At 71.7% G+C, this 16,009-nt stretch carries 10 protein-coding genes; 7 read left to right on the top strand and 3 right to left on the bottom strand.

The window, feature by feature from the left end:
* Positions 1 to 798: 798 nt before the first annotated feature.
* Both ACL02U_RS29645 and ACL02U_RS29640 read left to right on the top strand, forming a co-directional pair.
* Positions 799 to 1,815: a RecB family exonuclease gene (locus ACL02U_RS29645; protein ID WP_412794065.1), complete on the top strand. Its 1,017-nt coding sequence runs from the start codon at positions 799 to 801 to the stop codon at positions 1,813 to 1,815.
* A gap of 14 nt (positions 1,816 to 1,829) precedes the next feature.
* On the top strand, positions 1,830 to 2,501 hold the full coding sequence (locus tag ACL02U_RS29640; RefSeq protein WP_412794064.1) for a response regulator: 672 nt from the start codon (positions 1,830 to 1,832) through the stop codon (positions 2,499 to 2,501).
* 132 nt (positions 2,502 to 2,633) lie between these two features.
* On the opposite strand, the gene ACL02U_RS29635 is transcribed toward ACL02U_RS29640, so the two are convergent.
* The 3 genes from ACL02U_RS29635 to metH all read right to left on the bottom strand — a co-directional run bounded on the left by ACL02U_RS29635 (position 2,634) and on the right by metH (position 9,047).
* Positions 2,634 to 4,250, bottom strand: coding sequence for an ABC transporter substrate-binding protein (locus ACL02U_RS29635; RefSeq protein WP_412794063.1), 1,617 nt, complete (start codon positions 4,248 to 4,250; stop codon positions 2,634 to 2,636).
* Between the two features lie 431 nt (positions 4,251 to 4,681).
* Positions 4,682 to 5,383, bottom strand: coding sequence for an HAD family hydrolase (locus ACL02U_RS29630; RefSeq protein WP_412794062.1), 702 nt, complete (start codon positions 5,381 to 5,383; stop codon positions 4,682 to 4,684).
* A gap of 148 nt (positions 5,384 to 5,531) precedes the next feature.
* The gene (gene metH / locus ACL02U_RS29625) at positions 5,532 to 9,047 is read right to left on the bottom strand and encodes a methionine synthase (protein ID WP_412794061.1); all 3,516 of its coding nucleotides are present in this window, start codon (positions 9,045 to 9,047) and stop codon (positions 5,532 to 5,534) included.
* A gap of 378 nt (positions 9,048 to 9,425) precedes the next feature.
* Between metH and ACL02U_RS29620 the strand changes: the two genes are divergently transcribed.
* From ACL02U_RS29620 to ACL02U_RS29600, 5 genes are all read left to right on the top strand, one after another.
* Positions 9,426 to 10,190 carry an IclR family transcriptional regulator gene (locus ACL02U_RS29620; RefSeq protein WP_412794060.1) on the top strand — a complete coding sequence of 255 codons (765 nt, stop codon included), beginning with the start codon at positions 9,426 to 9,428 and terminating at the stop codon, positions 10,188 to 10,190.
* 356 nt (positions 10,191 to 10,546) lie between these two features.
* The gene (locus ACL02U_RS29615; protein WP_412794059.1) at positions 10,547 to 11,341 is read left to right on the top strand and encodes an MIP/aquaporin family protein; all 795 of its coding nucleotides are present in this window, start codon (positions 10,547 to 10,549) and stop codon (positions 11,339 to 11,341) included.
* Positions 11,342 to 11,463: 122 nt separating this feature from the next.
* Complete coding sequence (gene glpK, locus ACL02U_RS29610; RefSeq protein WP_412794058.1) at positions 11,464 to 13,002, top strand: glycerol kinase GlpK; 1,539 nt, start codon at positions 11,464 to 11,466, stop codon at positions 13,000 to 13,002.
* 9 nt (positions 13,003 to 13,011) lie between these two features.
* The gene (locus ACL02U_RS29605; protein WP_412794057.1) at positions 13,012 to 14,628 is read left to right on the top strand and encodes an FAD-dependent oxidoreductase; all 1,617 of its coding nucleotides are present in this window, start codon (positions 13,012 to 13,014) and stop codon (positions 14,626 to 14,628) included.
* Positions 14,629 to 14,994: 366 nt separating this feature from the next.
* Positions 14,995 to 15,972 carry a PAC2 family protein gene (locus tag ACL02U_RS29600; protein WP_412794056.1) on the top strand — a complete coding sequence of 326 codons (978 nt, stop codon included), beginning with the start codon at positions 14,995 to 14,997 and terminating at the stop codon, positions 15,970 to 15,972.
* Positions 15,973 to 16,009: the final 37 nt, after the last annotated feature.

Genomic DNA, 16,009 nt, shown 5'->3' with positions numbered 1-16,009 from the left:
CCCCCCCCCCCCCCCCCTCGTCCCCCCCCCCCCCCCCCCCGAGCCCGCGGAGGCGGGAGCGTCCTCGTCCGGCGCGCCGTCCGGGACGGCGCCGGGTGTCGTGTCCGCGGCCTCTCCAGCGCCGGCGCGGGGTGCGGTGTCCGGCGTCCCGGCCTCGCCGGCACCGTCCTGCGGCGCGCCGCCGGGCCGGGCAGCGTCGTCGCCCTCGGGGCGGCCCGGGGCCGGTCCGTCGTCCGGACCGGTGGTGGGTCGCCCCCGGTGGCCGGTCGTGCGGGCGGGCCCGGGGCGGGCGTCGGGGCCCGCGCCGTCGGTGGGTGCGCCGGGGTGGGGTGAGCGGGGGTCCCTCCGGGCCGTGGGGGCTGCGGCGGGGGTCGTCGGTGCCGCACGGTGGTCCGCCGTCTCGTCGTCGCTCGACGGCGGCTGCGCGCTCCGGCCGCTCTCGTCCACGGTGTCCCCTCGTTCGAAGCGTCTTCCGCGTCTGCCGGGCGGAAGGGTCTGCTGTCGATGGTATGCGTCCTTCGCGGCACGTTCCGCCCCGGCACCCCCGTGTTCCCGGTGCCGCCGCCCGCCTCGCGCACACGGCCGGGGCACCGGTGCTCCTCTTCCCGCCGAGGGGCTCGGACTGCCGCCGAGCGGCTCGGAGCCGGTCCCGGCGGGAGTGGGCGCGGTCGTCGTGGCGGCGGCTTCCGCGTTCGGCGGTGGAGAGGGTGGTCGGCCGGACGCGGAAGCGCCGGGGCGTGATCACGGGAGTCCGGGTATCGGCCTCGATGTCGGTGGCGGGCCGTAAGGTCTGTGGTCATGGAGACGAGCAGTGAGGGTGCGGCCGGGGCCGGCGCGGTGTCCGCCCCGCCGGCGGGGCCGGTGGACGCCCCGCCGGCAGGGCCGGTGGACGCCGCGCCGACCGGGGCGGGCCGTCCCCCGGAGGAGGGGACCGGGGGCCCGGTGCGGGAGGCTTCCGGGGCGGGGCGGCGGCCGCCGGGTCTGTCGCCCTCGCGCGCCGGTGACTTCATGCAGTGCCCGCTGCTGTACCGGTTCCGGGTGATCGACCGGCTGCCGGAGAGGCCCACCGAGGCGGCGACCCGCGGCACGCTGGTGCACGCGGTGCTGGAGCGGCTCTTCGACGCGCCGGCCGCCGAGCGGACCGCGCCCCGGGCCAAGTCCCTGATCCCGGGCCAGTGGGACCGGCTGCGGGAGTCCAGGCCGGAGCTGGCCGAGCTGTTCGCCGAGGATCCGGACGGGGAACGGCTCGCCCGCTGGCTGGCGGAGGCGGAGGGCCTGGTGGAGCGCTGGTTCTCGCTGGAGGACCCGACCCGGCTGGAGCCGGCCGAGCGTGAGTTGTTCGTCGAGGCGGAGCTGGACTCGGGGCTGCGGTTGCGCGGGATCATCGACCGGGTGGACGTGGCGCCGACCGGCGAGGTGCGGATCGTCGACTACAAGACGGGCAGGGCTCCCCGGCCGGAGTACGCCGAGGGCGCGCTGTTCCAGATGAAGTTCTACGCGCTGGTGGTGTGGCGGTTGAAACGGGTCGTCCCGCGGCGCCTCCAGCTCGTCTACCTCGGCAGCGGGGACGTGCTGACCTACGACCCGGTTCCCGCCGACCTGGAGCGTGTGGAGCGCAAACTGCTGGCGTTGTGGGAGGCGATCCGGCGGGCCACCGAGACGGGCGACTGGCGGCCGCGGCAGACGAAGCTGTGCGGCTGGTGCGACCACCGGGCGCACTGCCCGGAGTTCGGCGGCACTCCCCCGCCGTACCCGCTGCCGGTGAGGGCGGCCGGGGCGGACACCGTGCCGCAGGGCAGAATGGGCGCGGACTAGCGAAGGAGAGTCACGTGGCCATCCGCGTCCTACTGGTCGACGACCAGCCCCTGCTGCGCACCGGCTTCCGCATGATCCTGGAGGCGGAGCAGGACCTCGCGGTAGTCGGCGAGGCCGGAGACGGTCTCCAGGCGCTCGATCAGGTGCGGGCCCTGCAACCCGATGTGGTGCTGATGGACATTCGCATGCCGCGGATGGACGGAGTGGAGGCGACCCGGCGGATCACCGGCCCCGACCGGGACGGCCCGGCCAAGGTGCTGGTGCTGACCACCTTCGACCTCGACGAGTACGTGGTGGAGGCGCTCCGGGCCGGGGCCAGCGGCTTCCTGCTGAAGGACGCCCCCGCCAACGAGCTGGTGCAGGCGATCCGCGTGGTGGCGGGCGGCGAGGCGATGCTGGCGCCGAGCATCACGCGGCGGCTGCTCGACAAGTACGCCACCCATCTGCCGTCCGGTGAGGAACCGGTGCCTCAGACCCTGCACTCCCTCACCGACCGCGAGGTGGAGGTGCTGAAGCTGGTGGCGCGCGGTCTGTCCAACGCCGAGATCGCCGCCGACCTGTTCGTCAGCGAGACCACGGTGAAGACGCACGTCGGCCATGTGCTGACCAAGCTGGGGCTGCGCGACCGGGTGCAGGCCGCGGTGTACGCGTACGAGAGCGGTCTGGTGCGTCCCGGGGCGCAGTGACCGCCGCGCCCGCGGAGGCCGGTCACCGGCGGGACGGGACCGGTCGCCACGACCGGGCGTGGGTGTACGGCGAAGGGCGCCCCTCCGCGTGGAGGGGCGCCCTTCGCGTCACCGGCTGCGGGCCGGCCGGCGTCAGCTGCCGACGCCGTGGCCCAGCTCCCAGAGCTGGAGCGTCGAGGAGGAGTTGAGCGCGTAGGAGGTGCCGGTGATGTCGTCGCGGGCGGCGATGTACTCCTTGCCCTGCCACAGCGGGAGGATCGGCACGTCCTCGGCGACGATGTCCTGGATCTCCGTCAGGCTCTTGGAGGCGGCGAGCCGGTCGGCCTGGCGGCGCGACTGCGGAATCAGGTTCTTGATGATGTCCTGGTTGGAGTAGGGCGACTTGAGGAAGTTGTCGGCGTCGAGGAAGGGCGCGAGGAAGTTGTCGGCGTCCGGGAAGTCGGGGAACCAGCCCATGCCCCAGACCTCGTACGAGCCCTTGCGCTCGGCCGGGACGAAGCTGTCCCAGGGGGTGCCCTGGATGTCGACGTCGAACAGCCCGCTGCCGTTGAGCTGCTCCTTGAGGACCTCGAACTCCTTCTTCGTGGCCGCGCCGTAGTGGTCGGTCGTGTAGTGGAGCGTCAGCTTGACCGGGGTGTCGATGTCGGCCTTGCTCAGCAGGTGCTTGGCCTTGCTGACGCTGGGGTCGCCGTACTTGTTGAAGAAGGAGTTGGAGTGGCCGGTGACGGTGCTCGGCACCAGCGAGTACAGCGGCTGGGCCTGCGTGCCGTACACCTTGGAGACCAGCGCCGCACGGTTGACGACCTGGGCCATCGCCTGGCGCACGGCCTTGTCCTTGACCGAGGGGGCGGTGGTGTTGAAGGCGAGGTAGCGGATGGCCAGGCCCGGCATCTCGACGAAGTCGATGTGGTTGCCGGAGGCGCTGGACAGCTTGCGGATCTGATCCGGCGTCATGGTGCGCGTCATGACGTCGATGTCCTTCTTCTCCAGCGCGGTGCCCATGGCCTCGGCGTCGGCGAAGGTGACCATCTCGACCTTGTCGTTGTTCACCTTGAGGGTCCCCTTGTAGTGGGGGTTCCTGGTGAACACGGCCTTGACCATCTCCTTGCCCTTGTCGCCGGACTTGGTCTCGGCCTTGAGGCTGTAGGGGCCCGAGCCGTTCACGGCGAACCCGTCGCGCAGCTTGTCCTTGGGGTAGTCGTCGGGGCTGATGATGCCCGCGACGGGGGTGGACAGCTTGAACGGGAAGGTGGCGTCCGCGGTCTTGAGGTGGAAGATGACCTCGCGGTCGCCCTGGGTCTCGACGGTGTCGATGGTCGACAGCAGGGAGGCGACACCGGAGTCGGACTTGATGGCCCGGGCCCGGTCGATGGAGAACTTCACGTCGTTCGCGGTGACGTCGTGGCCGTCGGCGAACTTCAGGCCCTCCCGCAGCTTGCAGGCGTAGCGCTCGTTGCCGCTGTCGGTGAAGCCGCAGCTCTCGGCGGCCTCCGGGACCGGGGCGCCGTCGCCCTTCGGCATGATCATCAGCGTCTGCACGGTCTGGCGCAGGACGTTCCAGCTGCCGACGTCGTAGGCGTAGGCGGGGTCCAGGGGCGCGGGGGCGTCCTTGGTGGCGGTGAACCGGTCCGTGGTGCCGACGACGATGGCGTCGCCGCCTCCGCTGCCGCTGTCGGACCCACCGCAGGCAGTGAGCACGGGCGCGAGCAGACCGGCCACGGCCGGCAGCACCAAGATCTTGCGGTTCATGCTCGAGTTTCTCCAGGACTGTTCGATCCGTGTATGCGGCATGCAGGGGTGTCGCAGCCGATCACGGGGTTGGGGCGATGTTCTCGCGACGACATTAGTCCGCGTTTGCAGGGTGGTTCGCGGCCACCGGAGTTGAGGCCCCATCACGCTGCGAAACCGGGTGCGGACACACTGAAAACCCGACAGTGGAAGGATTCGTACAGCGTCTCACCAATCGGGACACAAGGGCGCGTTGACATGACTGAAACATCGGGGCACAGCACAGCACGCCACCGCTGTCGACCCCCGAGAGAGTGGGGAACGTCACACCCGGACCGGAAGCGCGGGCCCGCAATTCGGCCGCCGCGGAGTGGCGCGAAATATTTCGGGTGCGCCCCCCGACGCGCCTCCGTGGAATTACCGGCTATCAGCGGCGCACGCTGGGTGAACGGTTAGCGCATTTCCGTCATCAAACCGTGGAGAAATGCGAGGGTGACCTCTTCCAGGGAGGTCACGACGGTGCGGCGGGTGGCCGGGTCGATGGGTGCCACGGACGGCACGGCGACCACGTGGCAGCCCGCGGCCTCGGCCGCCGCGACGCCGGTGGCGGTGTCCTCGACGACGGCGCATCTCGCCGGGTCGGCACCGAGTCCGGAGGCCGCGAGGAGGTAGGGCTCGGGGTGGGGCTTGGTCCGGGCGACCTCGTCGCCGGCCACGGTGAGCGCGAAGTACTGCGGGCCCAGCGAGGTCAGGACGCGGTCGATGACGCGTCGGTGGGAGGCCGAGACGAGGGCGGTGGGGACGCCGTGCGCGGACAGCTCGGCCAGCAGCCGGGCCGCGCCCGGCATCAGCGGCAGGGTCCGGTCGATACGGTCCTCGAAGCCCTCGTTGAGCAGGACCGCGAGCTCGGCCAGGGTGATGTCGGCGCCGGTGGCGTCGATCAGGAACCCGGCGCTGCGGCTCATCGGGCCTCCCACCACGACATGGCGCCAGGCGTCGTCCAGGGTGTGGCCGAGGCCGGCGAACACCTCCACCTCGACGTCCCACCAGAAGCCCTCGGTGTCCACCAGGGTGCCGTCCATGTCGAGGAGAACGGCTTCCAGCGCTGGGCCTTCGGCCGTACGGGTTCCGAGCGCGGGGACCGTACTGGTCATCCGACGCACCTCCTTGAGGGACGTGCAGGCCGGTTCCCAGCGGGGAACCGGCCTGCGGTGGACCGACCAGTGTACGACGCGCGCGAGCGGAGCGCCTCGTTTGAACGGCGGAGCCCGGGGCACACCTGCGGTACCACCGGGGGACGCCTCAGCGTGCGTTGAAGTACTTCGCCTCGGGGTGGTGGATCACGATGGCGTCGGTGGACTGCTCGGGGTGGAGCTGGAACTCCTCCGACAGGTGGACGCCGATGCGTTCCGGCCGGAGGAGGTCCGCGATCTTGGCGCGGTCCTCCAGCTCCGGGCAGGCGCCGTAGCCCAGGGAGAAGCGGGCGCCGCGGTACTTCAGCTCGAACATGTCCCGGATGTCGGAGGGGTCCTCCCCGGCGAAGCCCAGTTCGGCCCGCACCCGGGCGTGCCAGTACTCCGCCAGGGCCTCGGCGAGCTGCACGGACAGTCCGTGCAGCTCCAGGTAGTCGCGGTACGAGTCGGACTCGAACAGCCGCGCGGTCTCCTCGCCGATGCGCGAGCCGACGGTGGCCACCTGGAAGCCCACCACGTCCGTCTCGCCGGACTCCTCCGGGCGGAAGAAGTCCGCCAGGCACAGCCGCCGGCCGCGGCGCTGGCGGGGGAAGGTGAACCGGGTGCGCTCATGGCCGTCGTCGTCCAGGACGATCAGGTCGTCGTCCTTGGAGACGCAGCGGAAGTAGCCGTGCACGACGGCCGCCTCCAGGAGGTTGTCGGTCTGCAGCCGGTCCAGCAGTCCGCGCAGCCGCGGACGCCCGTCGGTCTCGACCAGTTCCTCGTAGGTGGGCCCGGCGCCGGTGCGGGCCTGCTTCAGCCCCCACTGGCCCTTGAACAGGGCGCCCTCGTCGAGCCAGCTCGCGTACTCCTTGAGCTGGATGCCCTTGACGACGCGGGTGCCCCAGAACGGCGGTTCGGGTACCGGGTTGTCGATGGCCACGTCGGAGCGGACATGGCCCTCCTGCGGCTGCTCCCGGGCCGGTGCCGCGGGGGCGGGCCGTACCCGGCGCTGCCGCAGCTCGGGCAGTTCGACCCCCGGCACGCCCCGTTTGACGCCGATCAGGGCGTCCATCAGGCGCAGCCCCTCGAAGGCGTCGCGGGCGTAGCGGACCTCGCCCTGGTAGATCTCGTGCAGGTCCTGCTCGACGTAGGCGCGGGTGAGGGCGGCCCCGCCCAGGATGACCGGGTAGTCGGAGGCCAGGCCGCGGGCGTTGAGCTCCTCCAGGTTCTCCTTCATGATCACCGTGGACTTCACCAGCAGTCCGGACATCCCGATCACGTCGGCCCGGTGCTCCTCGGCCGCCTCCAGGATCGCCGCGACGGGCTGCTTGATCCCGAGGTTGACCACGTTGTAGCCGTTGTTCGAGAGGATGATGTCGACCAGGTTCTTGCCGATGTCGTGCACGTCGCCGCGCACCGTGGCCAGCACGATCGTGCCCTTGCCGGCCTCGTCGGTCTTCTCCATGTGCGGTTCCAGGTGGGCGACCGCGGTCTTCATCACCTCGGCGGACTGCAGCACGAACGGGAGCTGCATCTGCCCGGAGCCGAACAGCTCGCCGACCACCTTCATGCCGTCGAGCAGGATGTCGTTGACGATCTCCAGCGCGGGCCGGGACTCCAGTGCCTCGTCCAGGTCGGCCTCCAGGCCGTTGCGCTCACCGTCGATGATTCGCCGCTTCAGGCGCTCCTCGAGCGGCAGTGCGGCCAGCTCCTCCGCCTTGGAGGCCCGCAGCGACTTGGCGGTGGCGCCCTCGAAGAGCTGCATGAGCTTCTGCAGCGGGTCGTAGCCCTCGCTGCGGCGGTCGTGGATCAGGTCCAGGGCGGTGCGCACCTGCTCCTCGTCGAAGCGTGCGATCGGAAGGATCTTGCTGGCGTGCACGATCGCCGAGTCCAGTCCGGCCTTGACGCACTCGTCCAGGAAGACCGAGTTCAGCAGGATCCGGGCGGCCGGGTTCAGGCCGAAGGAGATGTTGGACAGGCCCAGCGTGGTCTGTACGGCCGGATGGCGGCGCTTGAGCTCGCGGATCGCCTCGATCGTGGCGATGCCGTCCCTCCGGGACTCCTCCTGGCCGGTGCAGATGGTGAACGTCAGGCAGTCGACGAGGACGTCCTCCTCGCGGATGCCCCAGTTCCCGGTCAGGTCGGCGATCAGCCGCTGGGCGATCTCGACCTTCTTCTCCACGGTTCGGGCCTGCCCCTCCTCGTCGATGGTCAGCGCGATGAGCGCCGCACCGTGCTCCCGGGCGAGCCCGGTGACCTTCGCGAAGCGGGATTCGGGGCCGTCGCCGTCCTCGTAGTTGACCGAGTTGATGACCGCGCGGCCGCCGAGCTTCTCCAGGCCGGCGCGGATCACGTCCACCTCGGTGGAGTCCAGCACCACCGGCAGCGTGGAGGCGGTGGCGAACCGGCCGGCCAGTTCCTCCATGTCGGCCACCCCGTCCCGGCCGACGTAGTCCACGCACAGGTCGAGCATGTGCGCGCCCTCGCGGATCTGCTCGCGCGCCATCTCCACGCAGTCGTCCCAGCGGCCCTCCAGCATGGCCTCGCGGAACTTCTTGGAGCCGTTGGCGTTGGTGCGCTCGCCGATCGCCAGGTAGGAGGTGTCCTGCCGGAAGGGGACCGTCTGGTAGAGGGAGGCGGCTCCCGGCTCCGGGCGCGGCTCGCGCTCGACGGGGGTCTGCTCCCGCACCCGTTCGACGAGCTGCCGCAGGTGCTCGGGCGTGGTGCCGCAGCAGCCGCCGACCAGGGACAGGCCGTAGTCGCGGACGAAGTTCTGGTGGGCGTCGGCGAGCTCGGGCGCGGTCAGCGGGTAGTGCGCGCCGTCCTTGGTCAGCACCGGCAGGCCCGCGTTGGGCATGCAGGACAGCGGGACCCGGGCGTGGTGGGCCAGATAGCGCAGGTGCTCGCTCATCTCGGCGGGGCCGGTGGCGCAGTTCAGGCCGATCATGTCGATGCCGAGGGGCTCCAGGGCGGTCAGTGCCGCGCCGATCTCGGAGCCCAGCAGCATGGTGCCGGTCGTCTCCACGGTGACCGACACGATCAGCGGCACCTCGTACCCGGCCGCCTCCATCGCGCGGCGGGCGGCGACCACCGACGCCTTGGTCTGCAGCAGGTCCTGCGTGGTCTCCACCAGGAGCGCGTCCGCGCCGCCGGCCAGCAGTCCCTCCGCGTTCCGCCGGTAGGCGTCGCGGATCGCGCCGAAGGTGGTGTGGCCGAGGGTGGGCAGCTTGGTGCCGGGGCCCATGGAGCCCAGCACCCAGCGCCGGCGGCCGTCCCGGGAGGTGAAGTCGTCGGCCGTCTCGCGGGCGATGCGGGCACCCGCCTCGGACAGCTCGACGATCCGTTCGGGGATGTCGTACTCGCCCAGAGCGGTGAGGTTCGCGCCGAAGGTGTTGGTCTCCACGCAGTCCACACCCGCGTCGAAGTACGCCGAGTGCACGGAGCGGACGATGTCCGGGCGGGTCACGTTCAGGACCTCGTTGCAGCCCTCGAGGTGCTGGAAGTCCTCGAGGGTCGGGTCCTGCGCCTGGAGCATGGTGCCCATCGCCCCGTCGGCGACCACCACCCGGGTGGCGAGGGCCTGGCGGAGCTCGGACGCTCGGGTCCGGCTGTCGGCGGAAGGGGTCAGCGGCGACGAGGCCATGAAGGGGCTCCCTTGGGGTGCGACGGCTGTCGGCTATGCGGCGTCCCGGTACGGGTCCGGAAGGTGCACCGCGCCAGCGTAACCGGGAGGCGACACCGATGGGCAAGGCGTCCACGGGGCGGACGGGTGCGCGGACCGGCCGCCGGTGCCCGGGCGCATGGCACCATCCCTGGCGGGACGGGGCGCGAGCGGGTGCGGCGGAGCCCCGGTACGCGGCACACCCGTGTTCCCCCACACGCCTGGTTTCGGCCACATGTGAGGGAACCGGCGACGTTCGGCTATTGGCAGGAGGCCGCCGTCGACAGGTAGTGTTCGACATTGCCGAACGGCGAAGGCTGTCGCGTAGGGACGGCCCAACGGGACGGAGGCAGGACGGCGATGGCACGGAACATCCAGTCGCTCGAACGGGCGGCAGCGATGCTGCGGCTGCTCGCGGGCGGTGAGCGACGACTGGGCCTGTCGGACATCGCCTCGTCCCTCGGCCTGGCCAAGGGGACCGCGCACGGCATCCTGCGCACCCTGCAGCAGGAGGGCTTCGTCGAACAGGACGAGGCCTCCGGCCGGTACCAGCTCGGCGCCGAGCTGCTGCGCCTGGGCACCACCTACCTGGACGTGCACGAGCTGCGGGCGCGCGCCCTGGTGTGGACCGACGACCTGGCGCGCTCCAGCGGCGAGAGCGTCTACCTGGGCGTGCTGCACCAGCAGGGCGTGCTGATCGTGCACCACGTGTTCCGGCCCGACGACAGCCGGCAGGTGCTGGAGATAGGGGCCATGCAGCCGCTGCACTCCACCGCGCTGGGCAAGGTGCTGTCGGCCTACGACCCGGTCGCGCACAGCGAGGTGGTGGAGGCCGACCGCAAGGCGTTCACCGACCGCACGGTGTGCGAACTGGACGCCTTCGAGCAGGTCCTCGACGTCACCCGGGCGCGCGGCTACGCCGCCGACACGGAGGAGACCTGGGAGGGCGTGGCGTCCATCGCCGCACCCATCCACGACCGGCGCCGGATGCCGGTGGGCGCGGTGGGGATCACCGGCGCGGTGGAGCGGGTGCTCCCGGACGGGGAGCTGCGCCCGGAGCTGATCGCGGCGGTGCGGGACTGCGCCCGCGCCGTGTCCCGCGACCTGGGCGCCGGACGCTTCTGAGCAGGGCCCGTACGGCGGGCCGCAGGGCGGGGAGGACCGGGACGCCGGACGGCGTTCCGGTCTTCGGCCTAACCTGAGAGCGGACAAAAGCCGCCTACACGGGCGAATCACATCGGTTGACCGATAGGTCACGGCGATCAGTAACGATCGCATTTTCGATAACAGAACCCTTGACGGGCGCGTGAGACCGAAGCAAGACTCCCGTCCATCGGTCGGCATTGTCGAACACCTAACGGCAATAAGCGCTAGGGTGTGACAACGCCAAAGGCCGGAATCGCTCTCACCCCCGAGGGCGCCGGAACCTGGTGGGACCCGGGAGTCCGGCTTCCCTGGCACGAAGGACAAAGGAGTCGCGGGTGTCCAGCTCCGACATCTTCATCGGCGAGACCATAGGTACCGCCATACTCATCCTGCTCGGTGGCGGCGTGTGCGCCGCCGTCACGCTCAAGGCCTCCAAGGCGCGGAACGCCGGCTGGGTCGCCATCGCCTTCGGGTGGGGCTTCGCCGTCATGACGGCGGTGTACGTCTCCGGCCCGCTGTCCGGCGCCCACCTCAACCCGGCCGTCACGGTGGCGCTGGCCATCAAGGACGGCCAGTGGACCAACGTTCCGACCTACCTCGCCGGACAGCTCCTCGGCGCCATGATCGGTGCGACGCTGGTCTGGCTCGCCTACTACGGCCAGTTCCAGGCCCACCTCACCGACAAGGAGATCGTCGGCGGCCCGGGCGCACAGGCCACGGCGGCCAAGGCCGTCGAGGCCCAGGAGCAGGGCGCGGGCCCGGTTCTCGGCATCTTCTCGACCGGCCCCGAGATCCGGAACACGGTGCAGAACCTCGCCACGGAGATCATCGGCACCATCGTGCTGGTCCTCGCCGTCCTCACCCAGGGGCTCAACGACAACGGCAACGGCCTGGGCGTGCTCGGCGGCCTGATCGTCGCCCTCGTGGTGGTCTCGATCGGCTTCTCGCTGGGCGGCCCCACCGGCTACGCGATCAACCCGGCCCGTGACCTCGGCCCGCGCATCGTGCACGCCCTGCTCCCGCTGCCCAACAAGGGCGGCTCCGACTGGAGCTACGCCTGGATCCCCGTGGTCGGCCCGCTGATCGGTGCCGCCATCGGAGCGGGTATCTACAACGTCGCGTTCGCCTGAGAGAACGTCACCGTAAGAGCACCGCACGGCCCGGGCATCGCGGTTCGCGCAGGGAACCGGCGAACCGCACCGCCCGCGCCGGCCCCAAGGCCCCTCACCCACGGAACCTCCAGGAGCACACAGTGACCGACGCCCACACCGCCGGCCCCTTCATCGCCGCCATCGACCAGGGCACCACCTCCAGCCGCTGCATCGTCTTCGACCGGGACGGCCGCATCGTCTCCGTCGACCAGAAGGAGCACGAGCAGATCTTCCCGAAGCCGGGCTGGGTCGAGCACGACGCCACCGAGATCTGGACCAACGTCCAGGAGGTCGTCGCCGGCGCCGTCGAGAAGGCCGGCATCACCCGCGACGACATCAAGGCCATCGGCATCACCAACCAGCGCGAGACCACCGTGCTGTGGGACAGGCACACCGGTCAGCCCGTCCACAACGCCATCGTCTGGCAGGACACCCGCACCGACGCGCTCTGCAAGGACCTCGGCCGCAACGTCGGCCAGGACCGCTTCCGCCGCGAGACGGGGCTGCCCCTCGCCTCCTACTTCGCCGGCCCCAAGGCCCGCTGGCTGCTCGACAACGTCGAGGGCCTCAAGGAGCGCGCCGAGGCGGGGGACATCCTCTTCGGCACCATGGACACCTGGGTCATCTGGAACCTGACCGGCGGCGTCGACGGCGGCCGGCACGTCACCGACGTCACCAACGCCTCCCGCACCATGCTGATGAACCTGCACACCATGGAGTGGGACGAGAAGATCTGCGAGTCGATCGGCGTCCCGCAGCAGATCCTGCCCGAGATCCGCTCCTCCGCCGAGGTCTACGGCGAGATCAGGGGAGGCGGGCTGGGCGACCTGCTCGGCGGCATCCCGGTGGCCTCCGCGCTCGGCGACCAGCAGGCGGCCCTCTTCGGCCAGACCTGCTTCTCCGAGGGCGAGACCAAGTCCACCTACGGCACCGGCACCTTCATGGTGATGAACACCGGCGACAAGATCATCAACTCCTACGCGGGCCTGCTGACCACCGTCGGCTACAAGATCGGCGACCAGCCGACGGTCTACGCCCTGGAGGGCTCGATCGCCGTCACCGGCTCGCTGGTGCAGTGGATGCGCGACCAGATGGGCCTGATCTCCACCGCGGCCGAGATCGAGACGCTCGCGCTGTCGGTCGAGGACAACGGCGGCGCCTACTTCGTGCCCGCCTTCTCCGGACTGTTCGCCCCGCACTGGCGCTCCGACGCCCGCGGCGTGATCGCCGGCCTGACCCGGTACGTCACCAAGGCGCACCTGGCCCGCGCCGTCCTGGAGGCCACGGCCTGGCAGACCCGGGAGATCGCCGACGCCATGGTGAAGGACTCCGGCGACGAACTGGTGACCCTCAAGGTCGACGGCGGCATGACCGCGAACAACCTGCTGATGCAGACGCTGTCGGACGTCCTGGACGCGCCGGTGGTGCGCCCGATGGTGGCCGAGACCACCTGCCTGGGCGCCGCCTACGCCGCCGGACTCGCCGTGGGCTTCTGGAACAGCACCGACGACCTGCGCGCCAACTGGCGCCGGGCCGCCGAGTGGACCCCCCGCATGGACGCGGAGACCCGCGACCGTGAGTACAAGAGCTGGCTCAAGGCCGTCGACCGGACCATGGGCTGGCTCGAGGACGAGGAGTAAGAACCCGACATGACCACGCAGACCACCCTGCAGTCCGCGCCTGCCCTGGGGACCCGCCCGGCCTCCGGCTCCCACCCGAGCCGCGCCGAGACCCGGGAGCAGCTCGCCAAGGCGTCGTACGACCTTCTCGTGATCGGCGGCGGCATCCTGGGCATCTCCACCGCCTGGCACGCCGCGCAGTCCGGCCTCAGGGTGGCTCTGGTCGACGCCGGCGACTTCGCCGGTGCCACCTCCTCCGCCTCCTCCAAGCTGCTCCACGGCGGCCTGCGCTACCTGCAGACCGGCGCGGTGAAGCTGGTGGCGGAGAACCACTTCGAGCGCCGTGCGGTCTCCCGCCAGGTGGCACCCCACCTGGCGAACCCGCTCACCTTCTACCTGCCCGTGTACAAGGGCGGGCCGCACGGCGCCGCGAAGCTCGGGGCGGGCGTCTTCGCCTACTCCGCGCTGTCCGCGTTCGGGGACGGCGTCGGCCACCTGCTCTCCCCCGCCCGGGCCCAGCAGGACGTGCCCGAGCTGCGCACCGAGAACCTCAAGGCCGTGGCCGTGTACGGCGACGACCAGATGAACGACGCGCGCATGGCGCTGATGACGGTCCGCGCGGCGGTCGAGGCGGGCGCGGTGGTGCTCAACCACGCCGAGGTCGCGGGCCTGCGGTTCACCAAGGGCCGGGTGACGGGCGCGGAGCTGCGCGACCGCCTCACCGGCGAGGAGTTCGGCGTGAACGCCCGCCTGGTGCTGAACGCGACCGGCCCCTGGGTCGACCACCTGCGCCGCATGGAGGACCCGGACGCGGCACCGTCCATCCGCCTGTCGAAGGGGGCCCACCTGGTCCTGAAGCGGACCGCACCGTGGAAGGCGGCACTGGCCACCCCCATCGACAAGTACCGCATCACCTTCGCCCTCCCCTGGGAGGACATGCTCCTGCTCGGCACCACCGACGAGGAGTACGAGGGCGACCCGGCCGACGTCGCGGTCAACGACAAGGACATAGCCCAGATCCTGGACGAGGCGGCGTTCTCCGTCCGGGACCAGCAGCTCGACCGGGACCTGATCACCTACGCCTTCGCCGGACTGCGGGTGCTGCCCGGCGGCCCCGGCGACACCGCCAAGGCCAAGCGCGAGACCGTGGTCACCGAGGGCAGGGGCGGCATGCTGTCCGTCGCCGGCGGCAAGTGGACCACCTTCCGGCACATCGGCCGGACGGTCATGCAGAAACTGGAGTCGCTTCCGGGCCACCCGCTCGGCGACGACTTCGAGCCGATCGCCTCGCTGCCGAAGAAGCTGCCCCTGCCGGGGGTCGCCAACCCGCGCGCGGTCGCCCACCGGCTGCTGGTGGACCGCCCGGCGCCCGGACCGCGGATGGCCCCGGACACCGCGCGCCACCTGGCCACCCACTACGGTTCGCTGGCCTTCGACATCGCCCGCCTGGCCAACGAGAGCCCGGAGCTCGGCGAACGCGTCCACCCCGACGCCCCCGAGATCTGGGCACAGGTGGTCTACGCCCGGGACAACGAGTGGGCCGAGACGGCGGACGACGTGCTGCGCCGCCGGACGACGCTGACCATCCGCGGACTGGCGACCGAGGAGGTCCGCACGAAGGTGCAGGACCTGCTCGACCGGAAGTGAGCCGGAGCTGAGCAGGCGTCAGTGACCCTCCGCCGGCCCCACCTCCCCTGACCGGGGGCCGGCACCGGAGGCCCGGTCCCGCCGAGGCGGGCCGGACCGTGTGAGGGGCGGCTCCCGCGCCGACGCGCGCCGACGGAGCCGCCCCTCACGCACGCCCGGGCACCGCGTCCCGCGGCACCCGCGGCCGCCCGGAGCCGCGCGGGTCCGGCACCGGCGCCGCACCGGACGGTGCGGCGGCGGGGTGTCCGAACCCGGACGGCGGGGCAGTGATCCGTTCACTCTCCCGCGCAAGGGGGCTGCGGGCCCACCCGGCGCACGCCGTAAGGTTGGGTGGTCAGGCGAGGGCACGTCGGAAGGAGGCGCTGGGTGATCGAGCTCGAGGGGGTTCCCGAGCTGGTCGACCCGGTCATGGTGGCCGCGTTCGAGGGCTGGAACGATGCCGGCGACGCCGCCTCCACCGCGGTCGCGCATCTGGAACGGGAGTGGAAGGGCGAGGTGTTCGCGGCGCTGGACGCCGAGGACTACTACGACTTCCAGGTCAACCGCCCCACCGTCTTCATGGAAGCGGGCGTGCGCAAGATCACGTGGCCGACGACCCGGCTGTCGGTGGTCCGGGTCGGCGGCGAGAAGCCGCGCGACCTCGTGCTGGTCCGCGGCATCGAACCGTCCATGCGCTGGCGCTCGTTCTGCAACGAGCTGCTGGGCTTCGCGCACGAACTCGGCGTGGAACTGGTGGTGGTCCTGGGCGCCCTGCTCGGCGACACCCCGCACACCCGTCCGGTGCCGGTGAGCGGGGTCACCTCCGACGCCGACCTGGCCCGCCGCATGGACCTGGAGGAGACCAAGTACGAGGGTCCCACGGGCATCGTCGGGGTCCTGCAGGAGGCGTGCACGCACGCGGGCGTCCCGGCGGTCAGCCTGTGGGCGGCGGTGCCGCACTACGTGTCCCAGCCGCCCAACCCGAAGGCCACCCTGGCCCTGCTGAACCGCCTGGAGGACCTGGTCGGCGTGCGCATCCCGCTGGGCGAGCTGCCCGAGGACGCGCGCGCCTGGCAGGTCGGCGTGGACCAGCTCGCCGCCGAGGACAGCGAGGTGGCCGAGTACGTCCAGGCGCTGGAGGAGGCCCGGGACACCGCCGAGTTGCCGGAGGCGTCGGGAGAGGCCATCGCGCGCGAGTTCGAGCGCTATCTGCGGCGCCGGGACGGCGGCGGCCAGCCCGGCGGCCACGCCACCGCGGACGGGGAGAGCCCGCCCTACCTGCGGGACAACCCGGGCGAGCGGACCCGGCCGCCGAGGCCGCCGAAACCCGGCCCGGCCGACGACGAGGACTCCTCGGGCGACTGACCCGCGCCCACCCACCACCGCCCGCGGCCGGGCCCCG

The organism is Streptomyces sp. MS06 (genome assembly GCF_047200655.1).
In the GTDB taxonomy this organism is placed as follows: Bacteria; Actinomycetota; Actinomycetes; order Streptomycetales; family Streptomycetaceae; genus Streptomyces.
This window is presented reverse-complemented; position numbering and strand designations above follow the sequence as displayed.